The following is a 26475-nucleotide window of genomic DNA, read 5'->3' as shown; positions in this document are numbered from 1 at the left end:
CGGTCATTTTCGCACTACGACCCACCCCCGATGCCACTCAATACCGTCTCGCCCCGCTGCTGGGCCTCCGGACCTGCTCCGACGTCCGGTGTGATGCCGCTTCCCTCGACGCTGCGGCCCGCCGGAGTGCGGTAGTGCCCGACGGTCAGCTCGGCCACCGATCCGCCCGGGAGCTTGCTGGGCATCTGCACGGACCCCTTGCCGAAGGTGCGGGATCCGACGGTCACGGCCCTGCCCCGGTCCTGCAGCGCACCGGTCAGCAGCTCGGCCGCGCTCATCGTGCCGCCGTCCACCAGGACCACCACGGGCCGCTCGGTGTCCCCGCCGGGTTCGGCGTACAGGGCGCGCTGCTCACCGTGCACGTCGTAGGTGGCGACGAGACCGCCGTCCAGGAATGCGGAGGACGCGGTGACGGCCTCGGTGACCAGGCCGCCCGCGTTGGCGCGCAGGTCGAGGAGGATCCCCGCCTCACCGGGCACCTCGTCCACGGCCTCGCGGACGGCGGTGCCGGCCCCCTTGGTGAACGCGGCGACCTTGATCAGCACGGCGGAGGACGGGGCCGGCCCGAGGCGCCGGACGCTCACCGGATCGGTGCTGAGCCGGGCCCTGCGCAGGGTCGTGGTCCAGGAGTGCCCGCCACGGCTCAGTCCGAGGATCACGGAGGAGCCCTCGGCCGCCTTGGTGCGGTCGCCGCGCAGCAGCGCGACCACTTCGGCGACGGGGCGCCGCTCGACCGGACGGCCGTCGACGGTGCGCAGCAGGTCGCCCTCGCGCACGCCCGCCCGGTCCGCCGGTCCACCGGGCTTGACCGCGGTCACCGTGACCTCGCCCCGGGCCGAGCGGCGGGCGGAGATCCCCACGCCGGTGTACGTGCCGTCGAGGGCCTGCTCGAGCTCCTCGTACTCCCGCTCGTCGTAGACCGCGCCCCAGCGGTCCCCGCTGCGGCTGACGACCTCTTCGGCGGCGTCCGCGCCGGACTTCCCGTCGGCCTCGGCGTCGGCGACCGCCTCAGCGATCTCCTCGCGGTCCACGGAACCGACGGTGGACGACACCGCACGGGCCTTTATCTCCGTGCCCGTGCCGCCCTCGCGGGGCAGGGACCCGGTGGCCGCGGCGGTGGCAAGCACACTCGCGAACACCAACGTCAGGGCCGCCCCGCGATGGATACCGCGGGGTTTCAGGTGGTACGTACGGCCCGGCATGTGGCCGAGTGTAGGACAACGCCCCGTCCGCACACGGCGCGTTGGCCGCATGCGGGACGGGGCGCTCGTCACACCTTGAGGTACTTGCGCAACGCGAAGAGGGCGGCAACGGCGGGCATCAGCAAGCCGATCGCGAGGACGAGCGGAAGCTTCGTGAGCACCGCCTCCCAGCCGATGAAGTCGATCAGATTCAACTTCTCCTGCAGCGCGAGTCCGCCGTCGATCAGGAAGTACCGTGCCGCTATCAGGATGACGCAGGCGAGCAGTCCGCCGATCAGGCCGGCGAAGGCGGCCTCCATGATGAACGGCATCTGGATGTAGAAGCCCGAGGCTCCCACCAGCCGCATGATGCCCGTCTCCCGTCTCCGGCTGAACGCCGAGACGCGGACGGTGTTCACGATGAGCATCAGCGCGATGACCAGCATCAGCCCCATCAGGAAGATCGCGGCCACGTTCATGCCGTTCATCAGCCCGAAGAGGTTGTCGAGGATGCCCCGCTGGTCCTGGACGGACTGCACCCCGTCACGGCCCGCGAAGGCCGTCGCGACCACCTTGTACTTCTGCGGGTCCTTCAGCTTGACCCGGAACGACTCCTGCATCTGGTCCGGCGTGATGTTGCCGGCCATCGGCGAGTCGCCGAACTGCTCCTGGTAGTGCTTGTACGCCTGGTCGACCGTCTCGAAGAGGACCGGCTTCTCGACGGCCTCCATCTTCTCCAGGTCGGCCTTGATCTCCTTCTTCTGATCCGCCGTGACGGCGCCCTTGGCGCACTTGGGCACGTCCTTGGCGTCGTTCTTGTTGCAGAGGAAGATCGAGACGTTGACCTTGTCGTACCAGTAGGTCTTCATCGAGCTGACCTGCTCGCGCATCAACAGCGCGCCGCCGAAAAGGGCGAGCGAGAGGGCGACGGAGACCACGACGGCGAAGGTCATCGTGAGATTACGACGAAGACCGACCCCGATCTCCGACAGGACGAACTGGGCGCGCATGGCGTCCTTTCAGTACTCGATGCTCATGCAGGGGCTGCGAGGGGCCGGCGCGTCGGGCCACCGGCCCTGCTCAGTGCTGGTAGCCGTAGACGCCGCGCGCCTGGTCCCTCACGAGACGTCCCTGCTCGAGCTCGATGACGCGCTTGCGCATCTGGTCGACGATGTTCTGGTCGTGGGTCGCCATGATCACGGTGGTGCCGGTCCGGTTGATCCGGTCCAGCAGCTTCATGATGCCCACGGAGGTCTGCGGGTCGAGGTTGCCGGTCGGCTCGTCCGCGATCAGCAGCATGGGGCGGTTGACGAACGCCCGCGCGATCGCGACACGTTGCTGCTCACCACCGGAGAGCTCACCGGGCATCCGGTCCTCCTTGCCCCCGAGACCCACGAGGTCGAGAACCTGCGGCACCGCCTTGCGGATCTCGCCGCGGGGCTTGCCGATGACCTCCTGCGCGAAGGCCACGTTCTCGGCGACGGTCTTGTTGGGGAGGAGACGGAAGTCCTGGAACACCGTGCCCAGCTGGCGGCGCATCTGCGGCACCTTCCAGTTGGACAGCCGCGCGAGGTCCTTGCCGAGCACGTGGACCATGCCCTGACTGGCGCGCTCCTCCCGGAGGATGAGCCTCATGAAGGTGGACTTGCCGGAGCCGGAGGACCCGACCAGGAAGACGAACTCACCCTTCTCGATGTCGAGTGAGACGTCCCGGAGAGCTGGACGGCTCTGCTTCGGGTAGGTCTTGGAGACGTTGTCGAATCGGATCACGGATGCACCACGGTCGGCCGGGGGTAGGTGAGCGTGACCATACGCGAACCGGGTGAGCGCGTGCAGTCGGCGTCCGGCAATGAGGGATTTGTGACGGAAAGCGCCAGGGAACGAAACGGGGCGTGCCGGACCTTGTCCGGCGGGCCGCGCCGAAATCGCCCCGAGCTGTCACAGTGGTAGGGGGAACGGTCGCGTTTCCCTGAGCGTTGTGCGGAGAGAACGTGGATGCGGCTCCGCCGCGCGGGAGGAGGAGTGCGCATGACCTACGACCGACTGGTGTGCGCGAACTGCGCGGCGCCCGTGAGCGAGGGCCGCTGCCGCGTCTGCCGTGCGAGCCGGGAGCGCATGCAGGAGCAGGGGCCGTTCGCGGGGCTCAGTCCCGCGATGCTGATCGCGCTGATGGTGATCCTGGTGGCCGCCCTGGCCCTGCTGGCGCACCAGGCCGTCTGAGCCGGACACCGCGCCTCGCATGCTCCGCGGGGCTGAGACGTGCGCGTACGGCCGCAGGAGCGGTTCCGGTACGCGAAAGGGCCCGGGAGAAGCCTGAGGCTCTCCCGGGCCCTTCAGCGTGCGCGTGAGGACCGTCAGGCGGTCGTGCGACCGGCCGCGAGACGCGGCAGGAGGCGGAAGCCGATGCCGCCGGCGATCATCGTGGCCGCACCGAGCAGCAGGAACGTGGTCTCCGCCGCACCGGTCTCGGCGAGCTCGTCCTTGCCCTTGCCCTGCTCGACCGGCTGGTTGCCGACACTGTCCGTGTCGGTGTTGTCACCGGCGTCCGGGTAGGACGGGTCGGACGGGGCGGTGGTGGGCCCGTCGGTCGAGCCGTCGGTGGGCTCACTGGTGGGCTCATCGGTCGGCTCGTCCGTGGGCTCACTGGTGGGCTCATCGGTCGGCTCGTCCGTGGGCTCATCGGTCGGCTCATCGGTCGGCTCGTCCGTGGGCTCATCCGTGGGCTCATCGGTCGGCTCGTCCGTGGGCTCATCCGTGGGCTCGTCCGTCGGGTCGGTCCCGTCGGTCGGCGTACCCGGGTTGTTCGGGTCCTCCGTCTCGTCGTCGCCAGGACCGAAGCCGTTGGCGCCGGCCTCCGTGCCGTCGATACCGAAAATGTCGCCCAGCCCCGACGCCTGGGCCGCACCGGCGGCCGTGAGCGAGGCACCTGCGGCGATAACCGCGCAGGCGGCTATACGCGCGACGCGGATTCGCGTCTTCTTCGTCATCTGTTGCTACCCCCAGTAGCTGATCTCGTCGATGGAGCAGCCATATGCGGTCCTCGGCCCTGCGGGGTAACTCGTACTGCAGGGCCACGCCGTACCGTGGTCATCCCGCCCGCCCCCGTTCACGCCTGTCCCAGACATACGCGTGCTGCTTCAGCACCCTGTCCAGAGATAAGGAGTACGTCAAGGCGGTTCCGAGGGGATACGGGCCGCTATGGGGGCTCTTGACCGCTAATAGGAACCACGACTGTGACGCGTTCGCCACACGTTCCCCTCAACTCCCCTGCGCATCCGACGGGGTGGGAACGCGAAGGGCCCGGACGGTGAATCCCGTCCGGGCCCGACAGCCTCACGGCCGAGGCTACTTCTCGCTCTGCTTGCGCCAGCGGATACCGGCCTCGATGAAGCCGTCGATCTCACCGTTGAAGACCGCTTCGGGGTTGCCGATCTCGAACTCCGTACGCAGGTCCTTGACCATCTGGTACGGGTGCAGGACGTACGAACGCATCTGGTTGCCCCAGGAATTGCCGCCGTCGCCCTTGAGCGCGTTCATCTTCGCCTGCTCCTCCTGGCGGCGGCGCTCGAGGAGCTTCGCCTGGAGGACGTTCATCGCGGACGCCTTGTTCTGGATCTGCGAGCGCTCGTTCTGGCAGGAGACGACGATGCCGGTCGGCAGGTGGGTCAGGCGCACCGCGGAGTCCGTGGTGTTGACGCCCTGGCCGCCGGGGCCCGAGGAGCGGTAGACGTCCACGCGCAGTTCCGACTCGTCGATCTCGACGTGGTCGGTCTGCTCGACGACCGGCAGCACCTCGACCCCCGCGAAGGACGTCTGGCGGCGGCCCTGGTTGTCGAAGGGAGAGATGCGGACGAGTCGGTGCGTGCCCTGCTCCACGGAGAGCGTGCCGTAGGCGTACGGCACCTCCACCGCGAAGGTGGTCGACTTGATGCCGGCCTCTTCGGCGTACGCCGTCTCGTAGACCTCGGTCTTGTAGTTGTGCCGCTCCGCCCAGCGGAGGTACATGCGCTGGAGCTTCTCGGCGAAGTCCGCCGCGTCGACTCCGCCCGCCTCGGCCCGGATGGTGACCAGGGCCTCACGCGCGTCGTACTCGCCGGAGAGGAGGGTGCGGACCTCCATCTCGTCGAGCGCCTTGCGGACGGACTCGAGCTCCGTCTCGGCCTCGGCGAGCGTGTCGGCGTCACCCTCGTCCTCGGCGAGCTCGAAGAGGACTCCGAGATCGTCGATACGGCTGCGCAGGGCCTCGGCCTTGCGGACCTCGGCCTGGAGGTGCGAAAGCTTGCTGGTGATCTTCTGCGCCGCGTCGGGGTCGTCCCAGAGGGACGGTGCCGCCGCCTGCTCCTCGAGCGCGGCGATGTCGGCCCTCAGCGCATCCAGGTCCAGGACGGCCTCGATCGACCCCATGGTCGAGGAGAGGGACTTCAGCTCTTCGGAAATATCGACGACTGCCACGGGTCCAGCCTAACGGCTGGGCGAGTGAACCTGGCCCTCCCCCGGTTCCCGGCCGTCCGCGCGGGGCTCTCAGGGGGCCGTCGGCGCCGAATTCCGCGTGTCCTCGGGGGCCGCGCCCGGGTCGTCGCCACTCACGGCGAGCCAGCCGCCCACCCCTATCGCGGCGCACAGCGCGACCGCCGCGACGCCCAGGGTGATCCTGCGCTTACGGACGGCCGCCGACTTGTTCCGGGCCGAGCCGGGCCGGGGGCGGCCGGGGGCGCGCGGGGCGCGGGCGGTGCCGAGGGGGCCGCCGGAGAGCTCGTCGGGGGCGGGCACCCGCATGCTCGTGTGGGTGTCCCGGTTGGAGTCCGGGGAGGATCCGGGCACCAGCGGCACCGCGCCACGGCGGCGGGGCTCCTCCGGGGCCGGGGTGTACTGCTGCTCGTCGTACGCCTGCGGCTCGGCCTCGTTGTCCGGCTCGTCGACGTCGAGCGGAGGTATCCCGGACAGGAGCGGGAGCAGCTCGCGCAGCCGGGCGGCGAGCTCGGAGGCGCGCAGCCGGGAGGCCGGGGCCTTGGCCAGGCACTGGACCAGGAGCTGCCAGAGCTCCTCGGGGATGCCCGGGAGCGGGACGACCGTCTCGGTCACGTGGCGGCGCAGGACGGCACCGGGGTGGCCGCCGCCGAAGGGGGTGAAGCCGGCGAGGAGCTCGTAGAGCACGGTCGCGAGGGCGTAGATGTCCACCGCGGCGCGCGGCGGAAGTCCTTCGACGATCTCGGGGGCCAGGTAGTCCGGCGTGCCGATGATCTTGGTGGCCTTGGTGCGGCGCGGGGTGTCGATCAGCTTGGCGACGCCGAAGTCCGTGAGCAGCGCGGGGTGCGAGCCGCCGGGACCGACCGGGCCCTCCATGTCGAGCAGGATGTTCTCCGGCTTGACGTCGCGGTGCACCACACCGGCGCGGTGCGCGGCGGCGAGGCCGTCGGCGACGTCCGCGATGATCGCCGCCGCGGCCTCGGGTGCGAGGCGGCGTTCCCGGTCGAGACGGGTGCGCAGGTCGGTGCCCCGCACGAGGTCCATCACCAGGGCCAGGTCGGTGCCGTCCACCACGAGGTCGCGGACGGCGACGACGTGCGGATGTCCGAGCCCGAGGAGCGCGGTGCGTTCCTGCACGAAGCGGCCCACGAGCTCCTGGTCGGACGCGAGGTCCTCGCGGAGCAGCTTGATGGCGACCGGGCCCTCGGGCCCCTCGCCGAGCCACACCGTGCCGGCGCTGCCGCGCCCCAGGATCTGGTGCGCGGTGTACCGGCTGCCGATATTCCGTGCCAAGACTGCTCCCTCAGCGGCTGGCGTTGACCCCCGGTCGACAAAGTTACGCGGCGATCGGGGTGTTGCGTGCCCTGGATGGCGCCAACCTTCACTTCTGCGGGCGAATTGGGCCCGCGGAAGTCGACAAAGACACAGAGTCGACGGTGCTACTGACCGGTCGGGCCGCCGGAGTCGCCGCTCGCGCCGAGCTCCTCGAACCAGTCGGTGACGTTGGTGATGCCGTCCCCTATGGCGTCCCAGAAGCTCTTGCCCTGAGCGACCCAGTCCTGAAGCGGTGTCAGTTCCCAGATGAGCCAGGCGGCGACGACCAGGAGCACCACCGAGAACAGGCACCCCTTGAGGCAGCCGAGGCCGGGGATGCGCATCGGATTGGCGCTGCGCTGCCTCGGCTGGCGCGGAGCCGGCGTCTGGGGCGGCGGCTGCGGGGGCGCGTACTGCTGACGCTGCGGCTGCTGGGGCCTCTGCTGCTGCGGGGGCCGCTGCTGCTGAGGCTGGTGGCGCTGGGGCTGCTGCTGCGGGTACTGCTGGCCGCGCTGGGGCTGCGGGCGCTGGTCCTGCCGGCCCTGCTGCCGCTGGTCCTGCGGCGGCTGCTGGCGCTGCGGACGGCGGCGCAGCGGGTCCTGACCGGGGTCGAGGTACTGGACCTGCGTCTGCTCGTTGCGGTCACGGGCCGCACGGAGCTGGGACTGCCAGGGGTGGGGCTCGTCGGGCCGCGGGGGGCCGGGCGGCACGGGCGGCATCATCGCGGTCGGGTCGGCCTGGCCGCCCGCCCCCGGGGTCTGCTGCATCACGCTGGTCGGGGCCGCGGGGTCGTACGAACCCGCGTTGCTCGGCAGCACCTGCGTCGGGTCGGCCGCGCCCGGGGTCTCCGGGACGGCCGCGGGCGCCGGGTCGGGGGCGAGCAGGGCGCCCACGCCCTCGGCGGCGGCGATCTGCGCCGAGTTCGCGTGCACGCCGATGCCCGCCCCGACGGTGCGCAGCGCGCGGGCCAGGTTCACGGCGCTGGGCCGCTGGTCCGGGTCCTTGCGCAGGCAGCGCTCGATCACCGTCCAGAGCGGCTCCGGGACGGTGCTGGGGCGCCGGGGCTCCTCACTGAGGTGCCGGTGCAGGACCTCCAGCGCGGTGCCCCCGGCGAACGGCGGGCGGCCGGTGACCAGCTCGTACAGCAGGATGCCCGCGCCGTAGACGTCGACGGCGGAGGTCTGCGGGCGGCCCTCGGCGGACTCGGGCGCCACGTAGGCCGGCGTGCCGACGAACTCGTGGGTCCGGGTCAGCCCCGGGGAGTCGGCGAGGCGCGCGATACCGAAGTCGGTGAGCATCGGGCGCATCTCGCCGTTGCGCTCGTCGAGCAGCACGTTCGCCGGCTTCAGGTCGCGGTGCACGACGCCGTCCGCGTGGCTCGCGGCCAGCGCGTCCGCGATCTGGGCGGTGAGCAGCGAGGCGGCGACCGGGGTGAGCGGACCGTTCTCGCGGAGGTAGCGGTGCAGGTCGGGGCCGTCGATCAGGTCCATCACCAGGGCGAGGAGATCGCCCTCGACGACCAGGTCCCGGGTGCGCACGATGTTCGCGTGGGTGAGCCGCAGCAGCACCGAGCGCTCGCGCAGGAACCGCATCACGACGTCCGCGTCGTTGGCGAGCTCCTCCTTGAGCACCTTGATCGCGACGGTCTCGCCGGGCTGCCCGGCGACGGCCGCCTCGGCGCCCGCGGTCTCCCGCTGGCGGGCTCGCCAGACGGTGCCCGTGGCGCCGCGTCCGAGCGGCTCCTCGAGCAGGTACTTGCTGCCGACTGGCCGCACGTCACGCGCTCCCTGCTGGTCGTTGTGCTCGCGGTCCCCGGGCCCGCCCGGATGTTCCGGCCCACTCTAGTGCCGCCGTACGGGGTACCGGCGGGTCGTCCTCCGGTCGTGTCACCGCCGTGCCGGGGGAATACACCGGGAAGACGCCGACATGGAGGAGTTGGTTGCCGAACGAGTGTGCAGCACGTCTTCGGCAGGACCAAGCAGGCACTTTTACGCCCACACTCGGCCATTCAAGATCACTAAGCGGTCACCCCCGGGCGTGTTGTCAGTCGCAGGTGCGAGGATGCCTCCAGCACAGAACTGCGGGGTGGCGAGCCTCACGTTCCGTGACGACCTGTACCGGACGACGCGTCCGTGCCGGGTGGGGGGAATCACAGGGCATTTCCCCTGCCGGGCACCCCGCGCAGAAGGGACCGCTGACGGCGATGCAGATCCGGCTGACCGTCCTCGCGCCGCGCAGCGGCCAGACCCCGGCGCGCGCCTGCGACGTGCTCGTGACCGCCCCCGCCGGGACGGCTCTCGCGGCCGTCGCCTCCGGCCTCGCCGCGGCCGTGTCCGGCCCGGAGGGCTCCCTCGGCGGCGGCGCCACTGTCCTGTACGCGGGACGCGAGCGGCTGGACCCGCAGCGCTGCGCCCTCGGCGAGCCTCCCCTGGTGGACGGCACGGTTCTCTCGCTCCAGGTACCCGGCGAGGACGAGGCGGTTGACGACGCCGTGCCGGCGCGGCTGCACGTGATCGCGGGACCGGACGCCGGCGGGGTCCACCTGCTGCACGGCGGACAGATCCGGATCGGCCGCTCGTCCGAGGCCGACGTCCCGCTCGACGACCCCGACGTGTCCCGCCTGCACTGCGCGGTGACGGTCTCCGACGACGGCCGGGTGTCGGTCGCCGATCTGGGCTCCACCAACGGCACCTCGCTCGACGGTGCGGAGGTCCACGACCGCCCGGTCCGGCTGGCCCCGGGCGCCCTGCTGCGGCTCGGCGAGTCCACGCTCCGGCTCACCCCCGGGTCACGCACGCCCACGCTGGTGACGACGCCGGACGGCGAGGGACATCTGCGGGTGGCCCGCGCGGAGGCGGGCGGCGCCCAGCGGCCGGGCGGCGAGCCCGACGCGGGCACGGCCGGCGCCGAGGCGCACGGCCACGCCTACGGCTCCGCAGCTCCGGGGCACGGCACACACGACACCTACGGCCCGTACGACGACGGCCCGGCCGGCCACGACGCCCACCCCGGCGAGCCCTCCGGACAGGTCACCAACGGCCGCGGCACCGCGGTCCACCCGGGCGAGGCCCCCAGGCGAGGCGGCATAGGCGCCTGGGCGCGGCGGCTCACGGGCTCCAAGGGTGATCAGGCGCCGGGGGCGGCGGCCGGTGCCCCCCAGGCGGCAGGTCCCGGCCGGGCCTCCGCGCCGCACGCCCCCTCCGCACCCTTCCGTTCCTCCTCCGCCCCGGCCGGGACCTGGCCGGATCCCGCGACCGTGCTCCTGACGGCTCTCGGCCCCGGCCCCCGGCTGTGGGAGCGCGACACCGCACACCCCGAGGCCCTGGTCGTACGGCTCGGGACAGCGGACCGGGCGGACCTGCCCGCCGTGCCGGTCACCGTGGGACTGCGGGAAGCCGGCTCGCTCGGCCTCGCGGGCCCCCGGGCCCGGCTGACCGGGCTCGCCCGCTCGACGGTGGCACAGCTCGCCGCGCTGCACTCCCCCTTCGACCTGGAGATCGTGCTGATCAGCACGGACCGGGCCCGCAGCCTGGACGAACGGCGCCGCGAGTGGTCATGGCTCGGCTGGCTGCCCCATCTGCGCCCCACGCACGGCCAGGACTGCCGCCTCCTCCTCGCGTACGACCGGGAGCAGGCGGGCGCCCGCGCCGCGGAGCTGGTGCGACGGATGGAGGACGGGCCGCTGGGGCCCGGCTGGGCCAGCGCCGACCGGTCCGCCGTGGCCGAGGCGGCCCGCCGGCACAGCGGGCCGTACACCGTGGTGGTCGTGGACGGCGATCCGGGCTCCGCCGCCCTGCGGGAGACCACGGCGGGCCTGGCCGGAGCCGGAGCCGCCGCCGGGATCCATCTGATCTGCCTGGCCGAGACCCCCGCCGCCTCCCCGACCTCGCCGGTCGCCGCGACCTACGACACCGCGTGCCGGGCCTCGATCGCCTTCCGCGAGTGCGGTGCCGTCGCCATGCTGAGCGGTGACGTGGCGACCGCGCTGCGGGTGCTGCGCACGGCGGGCGGCCAGGTGGCGGGCCACGGCACCGTCGCCTCGGTGGACGCCGTGTCGCCGGCCTGGGCCGAGCGGTTCGGCCGTGCCCTCGCACCGCTGCGCGACGAGGGCACGGCAACGCTCCCCGGCCGGCCGATGGCGGCGGCCCTGCCGCCGTCCGCCCGGCTGCTGGACGAGCTGGGCCTGGCCAGGGCCACCCCTGCCTCCCTGATGGCACGCTGGGCCTCCACCGCTGAGGACCAGCCGGGCGCGACGGTGCGCGCGCAGGCCGTGCCGGACACCGCGGACCTGGGCACGACGAGTTCCGGCCGCACCCTGAGCACCGGCCCCCGGGTGGGCGCCCAGCGCGAGTCCCCCGACGCCGGACACACGCCGTTCCGCGGCGGCGGACCGACCAGCTCGGGCTCGGGCTCCTCGGCGTACGCCCCCGCGGGCACAGGCTCCCCCCGGATCGGCACCCAGCGCCGCGACAGCGGGGCCTCCTCGCCCGCGGGCGCCTCCGGTCACGCGGGACGGCCCGTGGTCGTGCTCGGCGCGGGCCCCCGCGGCCCGCTCTCCGTCGATCTGGCCGACGAGGGACCCCATCTGCTGGTCGAGGGGCCCGCGGGCAGCGGCCGTACGGAGCTGCTGCGGGCCGTCGCCGCCTCCCTGGCCTCAGCCGCCCGCCCCGACCGGCTCGGCATCCTCCTCATCGACGGGGCGGGCGGCGAGCACGGGGAGCGCGGCGAGGGACTGCGCCCCTGCACGGAGCTGCCGCACGTGTCCACACACCTGGTGGCCTCCGATCCCGTGCGGATGCGCGAGTTCGCCCAGGCGCTGGGCGGCGAGCTGAAGCGCCGGGCGGAGCTGCTCGGCACGCTGGACTTCGCCGCCTGGCACGCGCACCACGAGGAGTCGCAGGCGCTCACCGGCCGCCGCCCCTCCGGCGCCGCCGAGCAGCGCGGCGACATCGAGTCGCCGGCCAGCGGCACCCTCCGGCTGCGGCCGGCCTCGGCCCGGCCGGTGGACCCCGGCCCCTCCCCCCTCCCCCGGCTGGTCGTCCTGGCCGACGACTTCGACGCCCTGGTAGCCCCGGCGCTCGGCAGTCCGGGCCGCCCCTCCGCGGGATCGGTCGTCCGGGTGCTGGAGGCCGTGGCCAGGGACGGCGGGCGTCTCGGTGTCCATCTGGTGGCCTCTTCCGCCCGCCCGGACCGCACCGAGGACACGGAGCTGGCGCGCGGCGCGCGGCTGCGCATCGTGCTCGACCCGCCCGTCGTCCCCCCTTCGCCCGACGAGGCTTCACCGGGCCGGGGGCGGCTGGGCCATCCGGACGGCCGGGTCACTCCGTTCCAGGGCGGCCGGGTCACCGGACGTATCCCGCGTACGGCGACCCTGCGCCCCACCGTCGTACCGCTGGAGTGGGAGCGGATGGGCGATCCGCCGACCCGCCGGCCGGTCCGCGAACTGGGCAACGGACCCACCGACCTGGCTCTGCTCGCCAGCGCCCTGGAGAGGGCCGCCCGTTCGGTGCACGCGGAACCGCTCCCTCCGCTGATTCCGTAGTCCTCGCCGTCGCGGCGCAGCGCTCCACACGGCCGCGCCGGGGGGAGTGCGGACATCACCTGGCAGGACGTCACGAGCCCATCACGATCACGTAGTTGGCGCGGACGGCGGTATTGCGGCTCCGGAGTGCCGGGCATAGGACTGTGCGCACGGACGACGTGAACCGCACGATGTGGGACGTGAGCGGCACCGCAGGGTCCGACCGTTGGTGCCGGTCCGCGCACACGCGCGCAGGAGAGACGGGGCAGGGATGCGCACAACCCTTCGCATGCGTAGGGCCGCACTGGTGTTCACCGCGATCGGGGCGCTTGCCCTCACCGGATGCAGCGATGACGGCGCGGGCAAGGACGAGCCGAGCGACGACGTCGGCAGGGGCAAGGACAGCGCGCCGAGCGTCTCACTGCCGAAGCTGGACGGCGAGAAGATATCGGTGGCCGCGGTCTGGACCGGACCCGAGCAGGCCAACTTCACCAAGGTGCTGGACGAGTTCGAGAAGCGTACGGGGGCCACGGTCACCTTCGTCCCGGCGCAGGACCCGATCGTCAACTTCCTCGGTACGAAGATCGCGGGCGGCCAGCCCCCGGACGTCGCGATGATCCCGCAGGTGGGCGCGATCCAGCAGGCCGTGGCCAAGAAGTGGGCCAAGCCGGTAGGCAACGAGGCGCGGGCCCAGCTGGGCCAGAACTACTCGCAGGTCTGGCAGGACCTCGGCGCGGTCGACGGCACCCAGTACGGCGTCTACTTCAAGGCCGCCAACAAGTCCCTGGTCTGGTACAACGCCAAGGCGTTCGAGAACGCGGGCGCGAGCGAGCCGAAGACCTGGAAGGACTTCATGGCCACCGCCGAGACGGTCTCCGCCTCCGGTGTCACCCCGGTCTCGGTCGGCGGCGCGGACGGCTGGACACTCACCGACTGGTTCGAGAACGTCTACCTCTCGCAGGCCGGCCCGGAGAAGTACGACCAGCTGGCCAAGCACGAGATCAAGTGGACGGACCCGTCCGTCAAGGACGCGCTGACCACCCTCGCCGAGCTCTTCGGCAAGCCGAGCCTGATCTCCGGCGGCGCGGACGGCGCGCTGCAGACCGAGTTCCCGGCATCCGTCACACAGACGTTCACGGGCGGCGACCAGCCCAAGGGCGCCATGGTCTTCGAGGGCGACTTCGTCTCCATCAACATCGCGCAGACCAAGGCGAAGATCGGCACGGACGCCAAGGTGTTCCCGTTCCCGGCGGTCGGCGCGGACTCCCCCGTGGTGACGGGCGGGGACGCCGCCGTGGCGCTGAAGGACAGCAAGGGCGCCCAGGCCCTGCTGACCTGGCTGGCCTCCAAGGACTCGGCGAAGATCTGGGCCGAGGCCGGCGGGTTCATCTCGCCCAACAAGTCGCTGGACACCTCCGCGTACCCGAACGACGTGCAGCGCACGATGGCCGAGGCGCTGATCGACGCCGGTGACGACGTCAGGTTCGACATGTCCGACCAGGCCCCGCAGTCGTTCGGCGGGACGCCCGGCAAGGGCGAGTGGAAGACGCTCCAGGACTTCCTGAAGAACCCGAAGGACGTCGCGGGGACTCAAGCGAAGCTGGAGTCCGACGCGGCCAAGGCGTACACGAGCTGACGGGATGACCACAGCGACAGCGGGGGGCGCCGGAACCGCGCCCCCCGCCGACAAGCGACCTGACACGGGCACGGGAAAGCGCCCACGGGGAAGCGTGAGAGGCACGCGCGGAGCGGTCGCGGCGGCGTTCCTGCTGCCCGCACTGGTGCTGCTCGGCTCCCTCGTCGTCTATCCCATCGTCTACTCCGTCTACCGCTCGTTCCTCGACCAGTCCGGCACCGGATTCGCGGGCCTGGACAACTACAAGGCGCTGTTCACGGACGACACCATCCGGACGGCGGTCAAGAACAACGCGATCTGGGTGGTGTTCGCCCCGACGGTCGCCACCGCGCTGGGGCTGATCTTCGCGGTCCTCACCGAGCGGATCCGGTGGGGTACGGCGTTCAAGCTGATCGTCTTCATGCCGATGGCGATATCGATGCTGGCCGCCGGGATCATCTTCCGGCTGGTGTACGAGCAGGCCCCCGAGCGCGGTGTCGCCAACGCCGTGGCCGTCGGCGTGCACGACACGTTCGCGCAGTCCTCCGGCTTCCCGAAGGCGCATCCGCTGCCCGTCCATCCGCTGAAGGCGGGCGGCGGCGGTTCCTTCGTGACGAAGGAGGCGGTGCGGGCCGGGGAACCGGTGAACCTGCCGCTGGTCGGTGTGGTGCCGGCGAAGATGCCCGGCGACGCGGAGCCCGCGAAGGCGGCCACCGCGTCCGGCGAGGGCATCACCGGGACGGCCTGGCTCGACTTCACCAAGGGCGGCGGCGGCAAGCCGAACGTCGTCGATCCGAAGGAGCTCGGCCTCAAGGGCATCACCGTCGAAGCGGTCAAGGACGGCAGGGTCGTCGCCACCGCGACGGCCGGAGCGGACGGGGTGTTCACCCTGCCCGCCTCCGCCGACGGGTCCCTGCTGAGGCTCCCGGCGGACAACTTCCGAGAGCCGTACAACGGTGTCGACTGGCTCGGGCCGTCCCTCGTGACACCGGGAATCATCGGCAGCTACGTCTGGATGTGGGCAGGATTCGCGATGGTCCTGATCGCCGCCGGTCTGGCGGGCCTGCCCCGCGAACTCCTCGAAGCCGCCCGGGTGGACGGCGCCAACGAGTGGCAGGTGTTCCGCCGGATCACGGTGCCGATGCTGGCGCCCGTGCTCGCGGTGGTCCTGGTCACCCTGATGATCAACGTCCTGAAGATCTTCGACCTGGTCTTCATCATCGCGCCGGGCTCCTCCCAGGACGACGCGAACGTCCTGGCCCTCCAGCTCTACCGCTCCTCGTTCGGCACGGACGCGGATCTCGGGGTCGGCAGCGCGATCGCCGTACTCCTGTTGCTGCTGGTGATCCCGGTGATGCTGTTCAACATCCGCCGGATGCGGAAGGAGGGACGCCGGTGATGTTCCGGGACGACGCCGCACCAGCCTCCTGCCGGGGGTCCGGGGGTCGCCCCCCGGAAGGACACAGCAACATCCGTCGGATGCGGAAGGAGGGACGCCGGTGACGACATCGACCGAGGCCGCAGGGACCGGACAAGGCGCGCGGACCGCACAGGACGGACGGACCGGACCGGCGGCGGGGGCCCGGCAGTCACTCGGCGCGCGCATCGCCGCGCGGGCGGGTGGCGGTGCCATGCGGGTCTTCCTCGTCCTGGTCGCCCTGTTCTGGCTGATGCCGACCATCGGACTGCTCCTCTCCTCGCTGCGCGGGGCGGAGGACATCGCGGCGACCGGCTGGTGGAAGGTCCTCACCGCGCCCTCCGAGCTGACCTTCGACAACTACCAGCGGCTGCTCGACAATTCGACGATCACGGACTCCCTCTTCAGTACGGTCATGATCACCGTCCCGTCGACCTTCCTGGTGGTCGTCATCGGCTCGCTCGCCGGATACGCCTTCGCCTGGATGGAGTTCCCCGGACGTGACTGGTGGTTCCTGCTGGTCGTGGGACTGCTCGTCGTCCCCGTCCAGGTCGCCCTCATCCCGGTGTCCGAGCTCTTCGGCACCATCGGGATCTTCGAGACCACCTTCGGCGTGATCATGTTCCACACGGCGTTCGGCCTGCCGTTCGCCATCTTCCTGCTGCGGAACTTCTTCGCGGAGATCCCGCGCGAACTGCTGGAGGCCGCGCGTCTGGACGGCGCCGGTGAGATCCGGCTGTTCACCCGGGTCGTGATGCCCCTGGGCGGGCCCGCGATCGCCTCGCTCGGGATCTTCCAGTTCCTCTGGGTGTGGAACGACATGCTCGTCGCGCTGATCTTCGCGGACTCGGAGTCCCCGCCGATCACCGTCGCCCTGCAGCAGCAGGTCCGGCAGTTCGGCAACAACATCGACGTGCTGGCGCCCGGCGCCTTCGTGTCGATGGTGATCCCGCTGGCGGTGTTCTTCGCCTTCCAGAGGCAGTTCGTCTCCGGCGTCATGGCGGGCGCCGTCAAGTAACACCGGACATCCGGACGTCAAGTCGGCACATACGTTCGTCAACGCCAGGGCGGCCCTTTCACTCGCGATCGGGCCGCCCTACCTCGTATTTCCCCCGGATGCCACATCCGGCGTAACCAAGTCACTCCATCGGCCGTTTGCGGGCCACCTGCCCGCCCGCGAGCGACCCCTGGAAGTGTTGTGCCCCGGTTCAGTGTCATCGTGCCCGCGTACCGGGTCCAGGCGTATCTGCACGCGTGTCTCGACTCCGTGCTGAACCAGTCCTTCAAGGACCTCGAGATCATCGTGGTCGACGACTGTTCACCGGACGCCTGCGGCCCGATCGCCGACGAGTACGCCGTCCGCGACCCCCGCGTCGCCGTCGTCCACCTGCCGCACAACTCCGGCCTGGGCCCCGCCCGCAACGCCGGAGTGGAACGGGCGACCGGAGACTACCTGCTCTTCCTCGACGGCGACGACACCTTCGCCCCCGAGGCGCTCCAGGCCATCGCCGACCGCCTCGACGCCACGGGCGGCCCGGACGTCCTGGTCTACGACTACGCCCGTACGTACTGGTCCGGCGAGAGCGTGCGCAACACCTTCTCCCGGTACCTGGCCGAGACCGGTCCCGCCTCCTTCCGGCTCACGGAGCGCCCCGAGCTGCTCAAGGTGCTGATGGTCGTCTGGAACAAGGCCTACCGCCGCGAGTTCGTCGAGGCGGAGGGTTTCACCTTCCCGCCCGGCTACTACGAGGACACCCCCTGGACCTATCCGGTGCTGATGGCGGCCGGATCGATCGCCGTCCTGGACACGGTCTGCGTCGGATACCGCCAGCGGCGGCGGGGCAACATCCTGTCGACCACCACCCACCGCCACTTCGACGTGTTCGACCAGTACGACCGCGTCTTCGCCTTCATCGACTCCCGCCCCGCACTCGCCGTGTGGCGCCCGGTGATGTTCCGCCGGATGCTCGACCACTTCTCGACCCTCTACACCTCCCGGGGCCGGCTGCCGCGCGGCACACGTGCCCGGTTCTTCCGCCGCGCCCGCGCGCACTGCCGCCGCTACCGCACGCCCGGCGCCCCCGTGCCCCGCCGCACCCGGCTGCGGCACGCGCTGTTCCGGCTGGGCGCCCACCGCACCTACCGTGCCCTCTGGGTCTCCCAGCGGCTGCGCGGGCGGCTCGGTCGCGCGGCCACGACGGTGCGCCGCGCGGCGCGCGGCGCGGCCCTCCAACTGCACTACCGCGTCCAGCTGTGCCTGCCCGTCCGGAGCACGGACGCCGTGTTCGCCGCCTACTGGCACCGCGGCTACACCTGCAGCCCCGCCGCCCTGGAGGCCACGGCCAGGGCCCTCGTGCCCGGACTGCGCACCTCGTGGATCTGCCGCCCGGAGGACGCGCACACGGTGCCGGAGCCGACCCGGGTGCTGCACCCGGGGACGGCGGCGTACTGGACGGCCCTGGCCCGCTCCAAGTACCTCGTGAACAACGTCAACTTCGACCGCAGGCTGGTGAAGAGACGCGGGCAGGTCCTGCTCCAGACCCACCACGGGACGCCCCTGAAGACCATGGGGACCGACCTCGTGCACCGTCCCGCCGCGGCCGGCTCCATGGACTTCGGCCGGCTGCTGAGCAACGTCGACAAGTGGGACTTCTCGCTCTCGGCCAACCAGCACTCCACCCTGGTGTGGGAGCGCACCTACCCGTCCGGCTACACCACGCTGGAGTACGGCAGCCCGCGCAACGACGTCTTCCACCGCACGGGCCCCGCCGAGACCGCCCGTCTGCGCAAGCGCCTGGGCGTCCCGGACGGCAGCACCGCCCTGCTCTACGCGCCGACCCACCGCGACTACCGGCGCGCCCAGCAGCACTCCCTGGACCTGGAACAGCTGGTCCGCGTCCTGGGCCCGCACGTCGTGGTCCTGGCCCGCTCCCACTATCTGGACGCGACGGCCCGTGCCACCGCGGGCCACCTCAGGCATCCCCGGATCATCGACGTCAGCGCCCACCCCTCCGTGGAGGAGCTCTGCCTCGCCTCCGACGGTCTGATCACGGACTACTCGTCGCTGATGTTCGACTACGTCAACCTGGACCGGCCCGTCGTCCTGCACCTCGAGGACGCCCATGCCTACGAGGCCGCCCGCGGCACGTACTTCGACCCGGCGGCGTTCCCACCCGGGGCCGTGGCCAGGGACCAGGAGGAGCTGCACGAGATCTTCGCCACCGACCACTGGCGCGGGCCCCGCTCCGCACAGCGCCGGGCGGCGTTCCGGGCGCGGTTCTGCCCGTACGACGACGGGCACGCGGCGGAGCGGGTGGTGCGCCGGGTCTTCCTGGACGACACGTCGGGCCTGCCGCTGCCCGCCCCTCTGACGGGTCGCGGTCCGACGGGCGTGCCGCGGCAGGTGCCGGTGCGGGAGTACACCAACGGGTGAGGCCGGGCCCCGGCGCGGGGCGGGCGCCAGAGCGCCTAAGGCCCGGGGGGCGGCGCGGGCCCCGGGGCGCCCCCGGGGACTTCAGCGCTCCAGGAACGCGAACAGCTCTTCCCAGCGGCCCATGACCTCCGCCTCGGAGAACCGCTGGACACCGGTCCGCGCCCGGTCCCCCATCGCGTCCCGCAGCCGGGGGTTCCCGGTGAGGCGGAGCAGCCGGTCGGCGAGCGCGCCGATGTCGCCGGCAGGAGCGAGCAGTCCGTCCTCGCCGTCGCGCACGATCTCCCGTACGCCCGGCGCACAGTCGAACGCCGCACACGGCACGCCGCTGGCCATCGCCTCCAGCAGCGCCAGCGGGAAGCCCTCGCCGCGTGAGGACTGGACGAAGACTGAGGAGGCGGCGAGCGCTCCGGGGACGTCGTCCGTGCGCCCCCGCCACCGGACCGACGGGTCGAGTCCCAGGCCGGTGCACCGCGCCCTCAGATCCGCCTCGTCCTCGCCCGTGCCGTAGACGTCCAGGCACCAGTCGGGGCGCTTCGGAGCCACCAGCGCCCAGGTGTCCAGGAGCATGTCGACGCCCTTCTGGTCGGTGAGCCGGCCGATGCTCGCGACCGACTTCTCGCGGCGCGGCGAGGGCACCTCCGGCAGGGCGGCCAGGGCGTTGGGCATGAAGCCGACGTTGTTCATCCCGTCGCCCGCCCACTTGTCGGCGTCCTCCTCCGTGAGGACGAGCCAGCGGTCGAGCGACGGGTAGTGGTTCCTGATCCAGCGGTAGCGGTGGCTCGCCCGGGAGTAGTCGTAGGACTCGTGGCTCATCCCGACGACCCGCAGACCACTGGTGTCCGCCTCGCCGACCCACTCCATCGCCCAGACCTGGCTCACGATCACCACCCCGCCGGGCCGGGCGCCCCGGAAGATCTCCGAGAGCTGCTCCACGGCACGCCGCTTCCGCGCCGCGCGAGCGGCCTCGGCACGCCGCGCGGGGATCCGGAAGCGGTCGCGGAGCCCCTTGGGCGCCCAGGGCGTCGGGGGGTGCGCCGGATAGAGGGCGGTGACCGGGTAGCCGGCCGGGTCGGGCAGGGCCATCTTCCGCTCGGCCGCGTGGATGCCGACGGTGTGCACCCGGTGGCCCGCCTCCTGGAACAACTGGGCGGTCCGGTGCATCCAGCCGGTCACACCACCCAGTTCGTCGGTGCTGTTGGAGACGATGAAGACGTCACGGCTCGGGCTCATCGGCCGGCCTCCCCGGTGGGCTTCGTGCGGGACGGGACGATGTGGCGGGCGAACACGGTGTCGACGACCGAGCGGGCCGCGTCCCCCCGGTCGTACCCGCCGAACTCGGCCGCGAAGGCGGCGCGTCGCTCCTGGAATCCGGTGTCCGCGGCCTTCAGCCGGTCCAGCACCGAGTACAGCTCCTCCTCGGTCGCCACCACGGGCCCCGGGGCCTTCTCCCGCAGGTCGAAGTAGCTGCCCCGCTCGGCGGCGTAGGCGTCGAGGTCGGGGGCGAACAGGACGATCGGCCGGTCCAGGAGGGCGTAGTCGAACATGATCGACGAGTAGTCGGTGACCAGGACGTCGGCCAGGGCCAGCAGTTCGCTGACGTCGTGGTGGCGTGAGACGTCCACGACGGTCCCAGGCGGGCAGGCGGGCAGGCTCGCCGCCTCCAGGTAGTGCGCGCGCACCAGCAGTGTGTGCGTGTCGCCGAAGCGTTCCGCGAAGGCCGCCGCGTCCAGCAGGAGCCGCTGCCGCCTGCGCTTTCCCGGCCCGCCCCGGAAGGTCGGGGCGTACAGGACGACCTTGCGGTGGTCGGGCAGGCCCAGTTCGGCCGCGAGCGCCGGGCGGGGCAGGCGGCCCTCGGCCTCGTCCCGGGCACGCGCCGCGAGCAGGGCGTCGTTGCGGGGGTACCCGGTGCGCAGCAGCACCCTCTCCGGCAGCCGGTAGGCGCGGGCCAGCGTGCGCTCGTCGTGCCCGGACCGTACGAGGAAGTGGTCGAAGCGGTGCACCGCCCGCTGGAGCCGTTCGCGCTGCGGGGCGTTCTGCAGGCGGACCCGGGTCTCGTCGAAGCCCATGCGCTTGTACGCCGATCCGTGCCAGGTCTGCAGGTAGGTGGTGCCGGAGGGCTTGTCGAGCTGGAGCGGGAACCCCTGGTTGTCCACCCAGTACTCCGCCCGGGCCAGGGCCCACAGGTAGCGCCAGGACCAGCGGCGCACGAGCCGGGCGTCGGCGGGGAAACCGGCCGGGGAGTCGGCGTACGACCAGACGCTGCGGACCGGGAGTCCGCGGGCGCGCACCTCCTCGTGGACGGCCCGGGGGCTGTCGCCGTAGCAGGTACCCATGTGGCTCTCGAAGACCGCGGACCCCTTGCGCACGGGGAGACGGAGGAGCCAGGAGCGGTAGACGGAGACCTTGAAGCCCCTGGAGTGCAGCCGGTCCCGGCGCCTGTCGAGGGCCCGTGCCAGGTGCCTGGCCTGCCGGGCGGGGCGGAAGTGGGTGGCGTAGTGGACCAGCCGGCGGGCCGTGCGGGCAGGTCGCCCGCGTGCCTCCAGCCGGAGCGCGAGGTGGTCCCGGAGCGTGATGTAGGGCTGCCAGGTGTCGCCGGTCGTCCTGCCCAGCCGGGGGAGGGCGGGCGAACGGTCCGCCGGGCCGACGAGGTCGTGGGCCGCGAAGAGGTCGCTCACCGAGCGGGTCCTCCCGTCGTCCACCACCATCCGCACGTCCCACACCGTGTCGCCGACGCCGAGGGGGCGCAGGAGGCGGGTGAGGTCCGCGCGCGTGGACCAGCTGATGCCGGTGGCGTCGGGTCGCAGCGAGTCGACCGGGGCCCGGAAGGTGCGGGAGCCGTCCCGTACGCGGAACTCCAGGTGGGCCGTGAGCGGCCCGTCCGGGTCGGGCCCGGTGTGGGAGGGCAGTACGAGCCGGCCCGCCAGCAGCACCCGGTGGCCGTCGGCCTCGTAGCGGGTGAGCCTGTTCATCAGCTTCAGTTCGCCGAACGGCCGGTACTGGTGGCCGAGTTCGGTCACGTCCAGGACGGGGTCGGGCCCTCCCTGCCAGTACACCCGGCCGTCGTCCGCCACCGCGAGGGGCGCCGCCACGACTCCCCTCCTGCGCAGCGCGTACGCCGCGCCGAGCACTCCGTCGGCGTGCCCCCGCTCCAGCAGCCGGACGGCGACGCGTTCGACGGGCGGGAGCGTGAGCAGAGCCGCTTCGGGGACGGAGCCGGGCAGCACCCGGGCCGCTGTCTCCGCCAGCCGGGCGCGATCGGCGGCGGGCCGCTCCGGGAAGCTCCGCACCAGCGGCACGAGGTGGTCCCGCAGGAAGGCGCGGTCCCGCTCCTCGCGCAGCTCCGCCAGCCCTTGGGCCACCAGCACGTGGCACACCCGCCGGTGCGCCTCCACCAGCCCGGCGAGGTCCCGGCCGGCGTCGGGCACGGCCCGCCCCGAGACGATCCGGCGGCGTACGAGCGCGATCCGGCCCACCACCGCCGCCGCCAGGGCGCCGAACAGGATCCCGCTGTGGGTGAGGTCCTCGTCGTAGCGCAGCGCGTGCCGCTCCAACGCCGCCCGTCGCAGGCAGAACCCCGTCACCAGGGCGTCGTGCACCGCGAGTTCGGGCGCCTCGGTGAACCGCCCGACCGTGCGGGAGCGGGTGAACAGCGTCTGCTGCCAGGAGGGTTCCCGTTCCTTCGCCCCCTCCCCGGTGAGCCGGCTCCAGCGCCCGGCGACCAGGTCGGCGCGGGTGCGGGTGCCCGCCTCCCAGAGGTTGCGGCAGGCGTGGCGCTGGAGGCGTTCGCCGACGTCGAGCACGAGGACGTACGTGCCCCGGGCCGCGTCCAGACCGGCGTTGCGCAGGGAGGCGACCGAATCCGTGCCGGGGTCGAGCACCCGGACCCGTTCCGGGGCGCGCCCGGCGAGCGTCCCGGCCGCCGTCCGCAGGGCGGCGGGTGCGCCGGCGGGCAGGACGAGGAGGGCCTCGACGGCGCGCAGGCTCTGGTCGAGCACGGACTCCACGGACGCCGTCAGCGCGTCCGCGCCGCCCTCCGCGGCGGTGATCACACAGCTGAAGTCGGGCGTGCTCATGCCTGCGCCCCCTTCAGCATCCGGTCCACGACCTGGGCCGAGGCCGTCCCGTCGTCGAGGTCGCAGAAGGACTCACGGAAGCGGGCGTACGCCTCGCGGTGGCCCGCCGTCGCGGCGTCCGGGTCGCGCAGCGCCTCGACGACGGCCGCCGAGTCCGCGATCAGCGGGCCGGGCGCCCTGTTCGCGAAGTCGAAGCAGAAGCCGCGCAGGGTGTCGCGGTAGTGCTCCAGGTCGTAGGTGTGGAAGAGCATCGGCCGGCCTGTCTGCGCGAAGTCGAACATCAGGGACGAGTAGTCCGTGACCAGCACGTCGCTGATCAGCATCAGCTCGGCGACGTCGGGATGGCGCGAGACGTCGCGGACGAAGTCGCTCTCCGGGATGCTCCCGCCGACCAGGTAGTGGCGGCGCACCAGCAGGACGTGGTCGTCGCCGAGCGCCTTCCGCGCCTGCTCCAGGTCCAGGTGGAGATCGAGCCCGTACCGCCCGCCGTGCTTGGGCCGGTCCTCGCGCCAGGTGGGGGCGTACAGGACGATCCGTCTGCCCTCGGGCACGGCGAGCGACTGCCGCACGGACCGGGCGACCTTCGCCCGGTCCGGTGCGTACAGCAGGTCGTTGCGCGGGTAGCCGCACTCCAGCACCTCGCCCGTGTGCCCGAACGCGCGGCGCAGGATCGGCGTGGAGAAGCTGTTCGGGGAGACGAGCACGCTCCACTGGGCGGCCCGCCGCGGCATGGATTCCATGTACGCGGCGTCCGCGAACGCCGTGCCCGCCAGATCACGGCCGATGCGCTTGAGCGGGGTGCCGTGCCAGGTCTGGACGACGAACTGGCCCTCGGCCCGCTCGAACCACTCGGGGAGCTGGGTGTTGGTGACGATCCACCGGCTGCGGGCCAGTGCCTCGTGCCACTCGGCGCTGTGCAGGGCCACCGCGCGGACCCCGGCGGGCACGGCGGCCTGCTGGTCCCGCACCACCCAGAGGTGCTCGGCGCCGGTGCCGCGCCGGACCAGCTCCTCGTGGACGGCGCGGGGCGAGTCGGAGTACTGGCGCCCGTCGAAGCTGGAGTACAGCACCGCGTCCCGCAGCTCCGCGCCGCGCACGCGCATGTACGACTCGCGCAGTCGTCGCTGCCCGTACGCCCCCCGGTCCTCCACCGCCAGGGCGCTGCCCGACCGCAGGGAGAGCCGGTCGTGGAAGCGGCGCTCCAGGGTGAAGCGGCGTCCGCCCGACTCACGGCCGGCCGGCAGTCCCGCGTGCAGCTGGGGCACCACCCGCAGCGGCAGATACCGCTCGGGATCCGTCTCACCCCGCTCCCTGAGGAAGAGGTACCACCGGCCTTCGGCGAGCGGCAGCACGCCTCCTGCCCCGTCGACGGCCCCGGGGGTCAGCGCGGTGCGGAAACCGGTGTCCGTGCGCTCCACGGCGAAGGTGTTCTCCTCCTGGTGGCCGCTGTGCCTCAGGACGAGCTCGACCGGACGGTCCCGCAGGGCAGGGAAGGTCCCTTCGAGGACCGGCCCGGCGTCGTCCGTCCAGGTGACGCGCCCGACGACGGGCCGCACGTCCCGGTCGGTGAGCACCAGGTCCCCGGACGGGTTGGCGGCCGCCCAGACCTCACGGCCGTGCGGCAGCGGATACCGCACGACGTCGGTCTCCGGGCGGGCCGCGACCGTCGTCCGGCGTGTCCCGGAGACGAGTTGGACCCCCCAGTCGCCGTCGGAGCCCCGGAACGTCACCAGCGGCACCTCGGCGACGACCGTGCGGCCGTCCGTGCCCTCCTCGGCCGCCAGGGGGAACTCCCGGGTCTCCTTCGTGCGCCACTCCTGGATCCGCAGGGCCGTGGGGGCGTCGCCGCCGAGCACCCGCACCGCGATCCGGATCCCGGACCCGCTCTCGGAGGGCCCGTGGCCGGCGAGCACGGCGTCGATCCGTTCGGCGCGCAGCTCCAGTTTGTTCCCGGAGAGCAGCGGGACGACCCGGGTCCGCTCGTCGGTGTAGCGCACGGCGGGGGCCGCGGGGTTGCCGAGCAGCCGCATAGGCCCCCGGCGGACCCGTCCCGCGCCGAGGACGACGGATTCCAGCTTCCAGACGGTCCGCGCGCCGCGCGCCGTGGCCCGGGTGACGAGCCGGCGCGGGTCGACGACGGTCTCGAAGCCGGACCGTTCGTAGCGGTGCAGCGAGCGGCCCGATCCGGCCGCCGCCTCGTCCGTCACCGTCCTGCGCAGCCGGAGCGGGATCAGCCGGCGGCCGGACCGCAGCCACCCGGCGCCGGCGGATCCGCCGGGGGCGTTGCGGACGTACGCGTACCCCTTGAGGTGCAGCAGTCCGTCCCGCCACACGGCATCGGTGAGGTGCGCGTGCACGGGGAGGTCCTCGGCGGACAGTGCGGCGACCCCGCGCGGGAGGGTGCCGACACCGGGGTACTGGGCGCGGGGCCGCAGGAGTCCCCGGACGTGGAAGGTGTCGCGGTCGGTGGCCTCGTGGGCCAGGAGCGCGAGCAGCTCCGCCGTCCTGCGCTCCCGGATGAGCCGCCACTTGACGCGCAGGTGCAGGGGCAGGGCGTCGAGGACGGCGGGTTCCACCGTGTCGGCGAAGGCGTTGGCGTGGGTGAGGAACGCCTCGTGGAAGCTCTCGTCGCCGTCGGGGAGCGCCTCGATGAACAGCCACAGGTCGCCGGAGAGCGCGTGTGCGTCATAGCGCCGCTTGGCCTCCGGCATGCCCCGGTCCGCGAGGAACCGGCTGACGGCGGAGACCGCCGTGACCCGGTCGCGGATGCCCCGGGCCACCGCGCGCCGGGTGGTGATCGATCCGTCGCGGTCCCGCCAGTGGTAGACCGGCTCCTCCACGACGTCGACGCTCCGGGCGAGGAAGTGGGCCGGCAGGACCACGGCGATGTCCTCGTACAGGACACCGGTCGGGAAGGCGAAGGCGTGCCGGTCCCAGAAGGTCCTGCGGAACACCTTGTTGCAGGCGATGCGGTCGCCGAGCAGGATCCAGTCCCGGGTGACGTGGGTGGCGCGGCGGGACCTCTCCATCGGCTTGCGGAACATGGGGGACTGTTCGAGCGCCCCGTTCGCCCGGAGCCTGAGGACGTTGCCGGTCGCGAAGTCCGATCCCGACGCGTCCAGTTCGTCCAGCATCCTCGCGAAGGCGCCCGGCGGCACGACGTCGTCGCTGTCGACGAACGTGAGGAACCCGGCGTCCGGGTGGGCCTGTGCGGCGCCGGCGTTGCGGGCCGCCCCGAGCCCCGCGTTCTCCTGCCGGATCAGCCGGAAGCGCGGGTCCTGCCGGCAGAACTCCTCGGCCACAGCGGCACCGCCGTCCGTCGAACCGTCGTCGATCATGACGACTTCCAGGTCGGCCATGGTCTGCCCGGCGAGCGAGTCCAGGCAGGATCCGAGATACTCCTCGACGTTGTAGAGCGGGACGACGACGGTGAGACGGGGTGCCATGGCGCTGC

The 26475-nt window shown here is 72.6% G+C and carries 16 protein-coding genes; 6 read left to right on the top strand and 10 right to left on the bottom strand.

Annotated features, from left to right (window positions below):
* Positions 1–14: 14 nt before the first annotated feature.
* The 3 genes from ACIRJR_RS29065 to ftsE form a co-directional block, all read right to left on the bottom strand.
* A complete protein-coding gene (locus ACIRJR_RS29065; protein ID WP_403786037.1) occupies positions 15–1202 on the bottom strand; it encodes a S41 family peptidase in 1188 nt (395 codons plus the stop codon).
* Between the two features lie 68 nt (positions 1203–1270).
* Positions 1271–2191 (bottom strand): permease-like cell division protein FtsX, encoded by a 921-nt coding sequence (ftsX, locus tag ACIRJR_RS29060; RefSeq protein WP_403786035.1) that lies wholly within the window; start codon positions 2189–2191, stop codon positions 1271–1273.
* Positions 2192–2261: 70 nt separating this feature from the next.
* Positions 2262–2951: a cell division ATP-binding protein FtsE gene (ftsE, locus tag ACIRJR_RS29055; RefSeq protein ID WP_014046319.1), complete on the bottom strand. Its 690-nt coding sequence runs from the start codon at positions 2949–2951 to the stop codon at positions 2262–2264.
* A 258-nt stretch (positions 2952–3209) separates the two neighbouring features.
* Between ftsE and ACIRJR_RS29050 the strand changes: the two genes are divergently transcribed.
* Positions 3210–3401, top strand: a complete 192-nt coding sequence (locus tag ACIRJR_RS29050) for a hypothetical protein (RefSeq protein ID WP_403786033.1) — start codon at positions 3210–3212, stop codon at positions 3399–3401.
* A gap of 134 nt (positions 3402–3535) precedes the next feature.
* On the opposite strand, the gene ACIRJR_RS29045 is transcribed toward ACIRJR_RS29050, so the two are convergent.
* From ACIRJR_RS29045 to ACIRJR_RS29030, 4 genes are all read right to left on the bottom strand, one after another.
* Positions 3536–4168 carry a hypothetical protein gene (locus ACIRJR_RS29045; protein WP_403786031.1) on the bottom strand — a complete coding sequence of 211 codons (633 nt, stop codon included), beginning with the start codon at positions 4166–4168 and terminating at the stop codon, positions 3536–3538.
* 358 nt (positions 4169–4526) lie between these two features.
* Positions 4527–5633, bottom strand: a complete 1107-nt coding sequence (gene prfB, locus ACIRJR_RS29040; RefSeq protein ID WP_403786029.1) for a peptide chain release factor 2 — start codon at positions 5631–5633, stop codon at positions 4527–4529.
* A gap of 69 nt (positions 5634–5702) precedes the next feature.
* Positions 5703–6941 carry a serine/threonine-protein kinase gene (locus ACIRJR_RS29035; RefSeq protein ID WP_403786027.1) on the bottom strand — a complete coding sequence of 413 codons (1239 nt, stop codon included), beginning with the start codon at positions 6939–6941 and terminating at the stop codon, positions 5703–5705.
* A gap of 146 nt (positions 6942–7087) precedes the next feature.
* On the bottom strand, positions 7088–8737 hold the full coding sequence (locus ACIRJR_RS29030) for a serine/threonine-protein kinase (protein WP_403786025.1): 1650 nt from the start codon (positions 8735–8737) through the stop codon (positions 7088–7090).
* 428 nt (positions 8738–9165) lie between these two features.
* On the opposite strand from ACIRJR_RS29030, the gene ACIRJR_RS29025 reads away from it, so the two are divergent.
* The 5 genes from ACIRJR_RS29025 to ACIRJR_RS29005 all read left to right on the top strand — a co-directional run bounded on the left by ACIRJR_RS29025 (position 9166) and on the right by ACIRJR_RS29005 (position 18948).
* Entirely contained in the window at positions 9166–12504 is a 3339-nt protein-coding gene (locus ACIRJR_RS29025; protein ID WP_403786023.1) for an FHA domain-containing protein, read from the top strand.
* A 250-nt stretch (positions 12505–12754) separates the two neighbouring features.
* Positions 12755–14119 carry an ABC transporter substrate-binding protein gene (locus tag ACIRJR_RS29020; RefSeq protein WP_403786021.1) on the top strand — a complete coding sequence of 455 codons (1365 nt, stop codon included), beginning with the start codon at positions 12755–12757 and terminating at the stop codon, positions 14117–14119.
* A gap of 4 nt (positions 14120–14123) precedes the next feature.
* Positions 14124–15497 (top strand): carbohydrate ABC transporter permease, encoded by a 1374-nt coding sequence (locus tag ACIRJR_RS29015; RefSeq protein ID WP_403786019.1) that lies wholly within the window; start codon positions 14124–14126, stop codon positions 15495–15497.
* 205 nt (positions 15498–15702) lie between these two features.
* Positions 15703–16533, top strand: coding sequence for a carbohydrate ABC transporter permease (locus tag ACIRJR_RS29010; protein WP_403786229.1), 831 nt, complete (start codon positions 15703–15705; stop codon positions 16531–16533).
* A gap of 180 nt (positions 16534–16713) precedes the next feature.
* Complete coding sequence (locus ACIRJR_RS29005; protein ID WP_403786017.1) at positions 16714–18948, top strand: CDP-glycerol glycerophosphotransferase family protein; 2235 nt, start codon at positions 16714–16716, stop codon at positions 18946–18948.
* Between the two features lie 81 nt (positions 18949–19029).
* On the opposite strand, the gene ACIRJR_RS29000 is transcribed toward ACIRJR_RS29005, so the two are convergent.
* From ACIRJR_RS29000 to ACIRJR_RS28990, 3 genes are read right to left on the bottom strand one after another with little or no spacing between them, the layout of a single operon-like run.
* On the bottom strand, positions 19030–20178 hold the full coding sequence (locus tag ACIRJR_RS29000; RefSeq protein WP_403786015.1) for a glycosyltransferase: 1149 nt from the start codon (positions 20176–20178) through the stop codon (positions 19030–19032).
* Positions 20175–23021: a CDP-glycerol glycerophosphotransferase family protein gene (locus ACIRJR_RS28995; protein WP_403786013.1), complete on the bottom strand. Its 2847-nt coding sequence runs from the start codon at positions 23019–23021 to the stop codon at positions 20175–20177. The genes ACIRJR_RS29000 and ACIRJR_RS28995 overlap by 4 nt, the downstream gene beginning before the upstream one ends.
* Positions 23018–26467 (bottom strand): CDP-glycerol glycerophosphotransferase family protein, encoded by a 3450-nt coding sequence (locus ACIRJR_RS28990; protein ID WP_403786011.1) that lies wholly within the window; start codon positions 26465–26467, stop codon positions 23018–23020. The genes ACIRJR_RS28995 and ACIRJR_RS28990 overlap by 4 nt, the downstream gene beginning before the upstream one ends.
* Positions 26468–26475 lie beyond the last annotated feature (8 nt).

Origin of the sequence: Streptomyces sp. NPDC102402, from assembly GCF_044765765.1 — a bacterium.
Taxonomy (GTDB): Bacteria; Actinomycetota; Actinomycetes; order Streptomycetales; family Streptomycetaceae; genus Streptomyces.
This window is presented reverse-complemented; position numbering and strand designations above follow the sequence as displayed.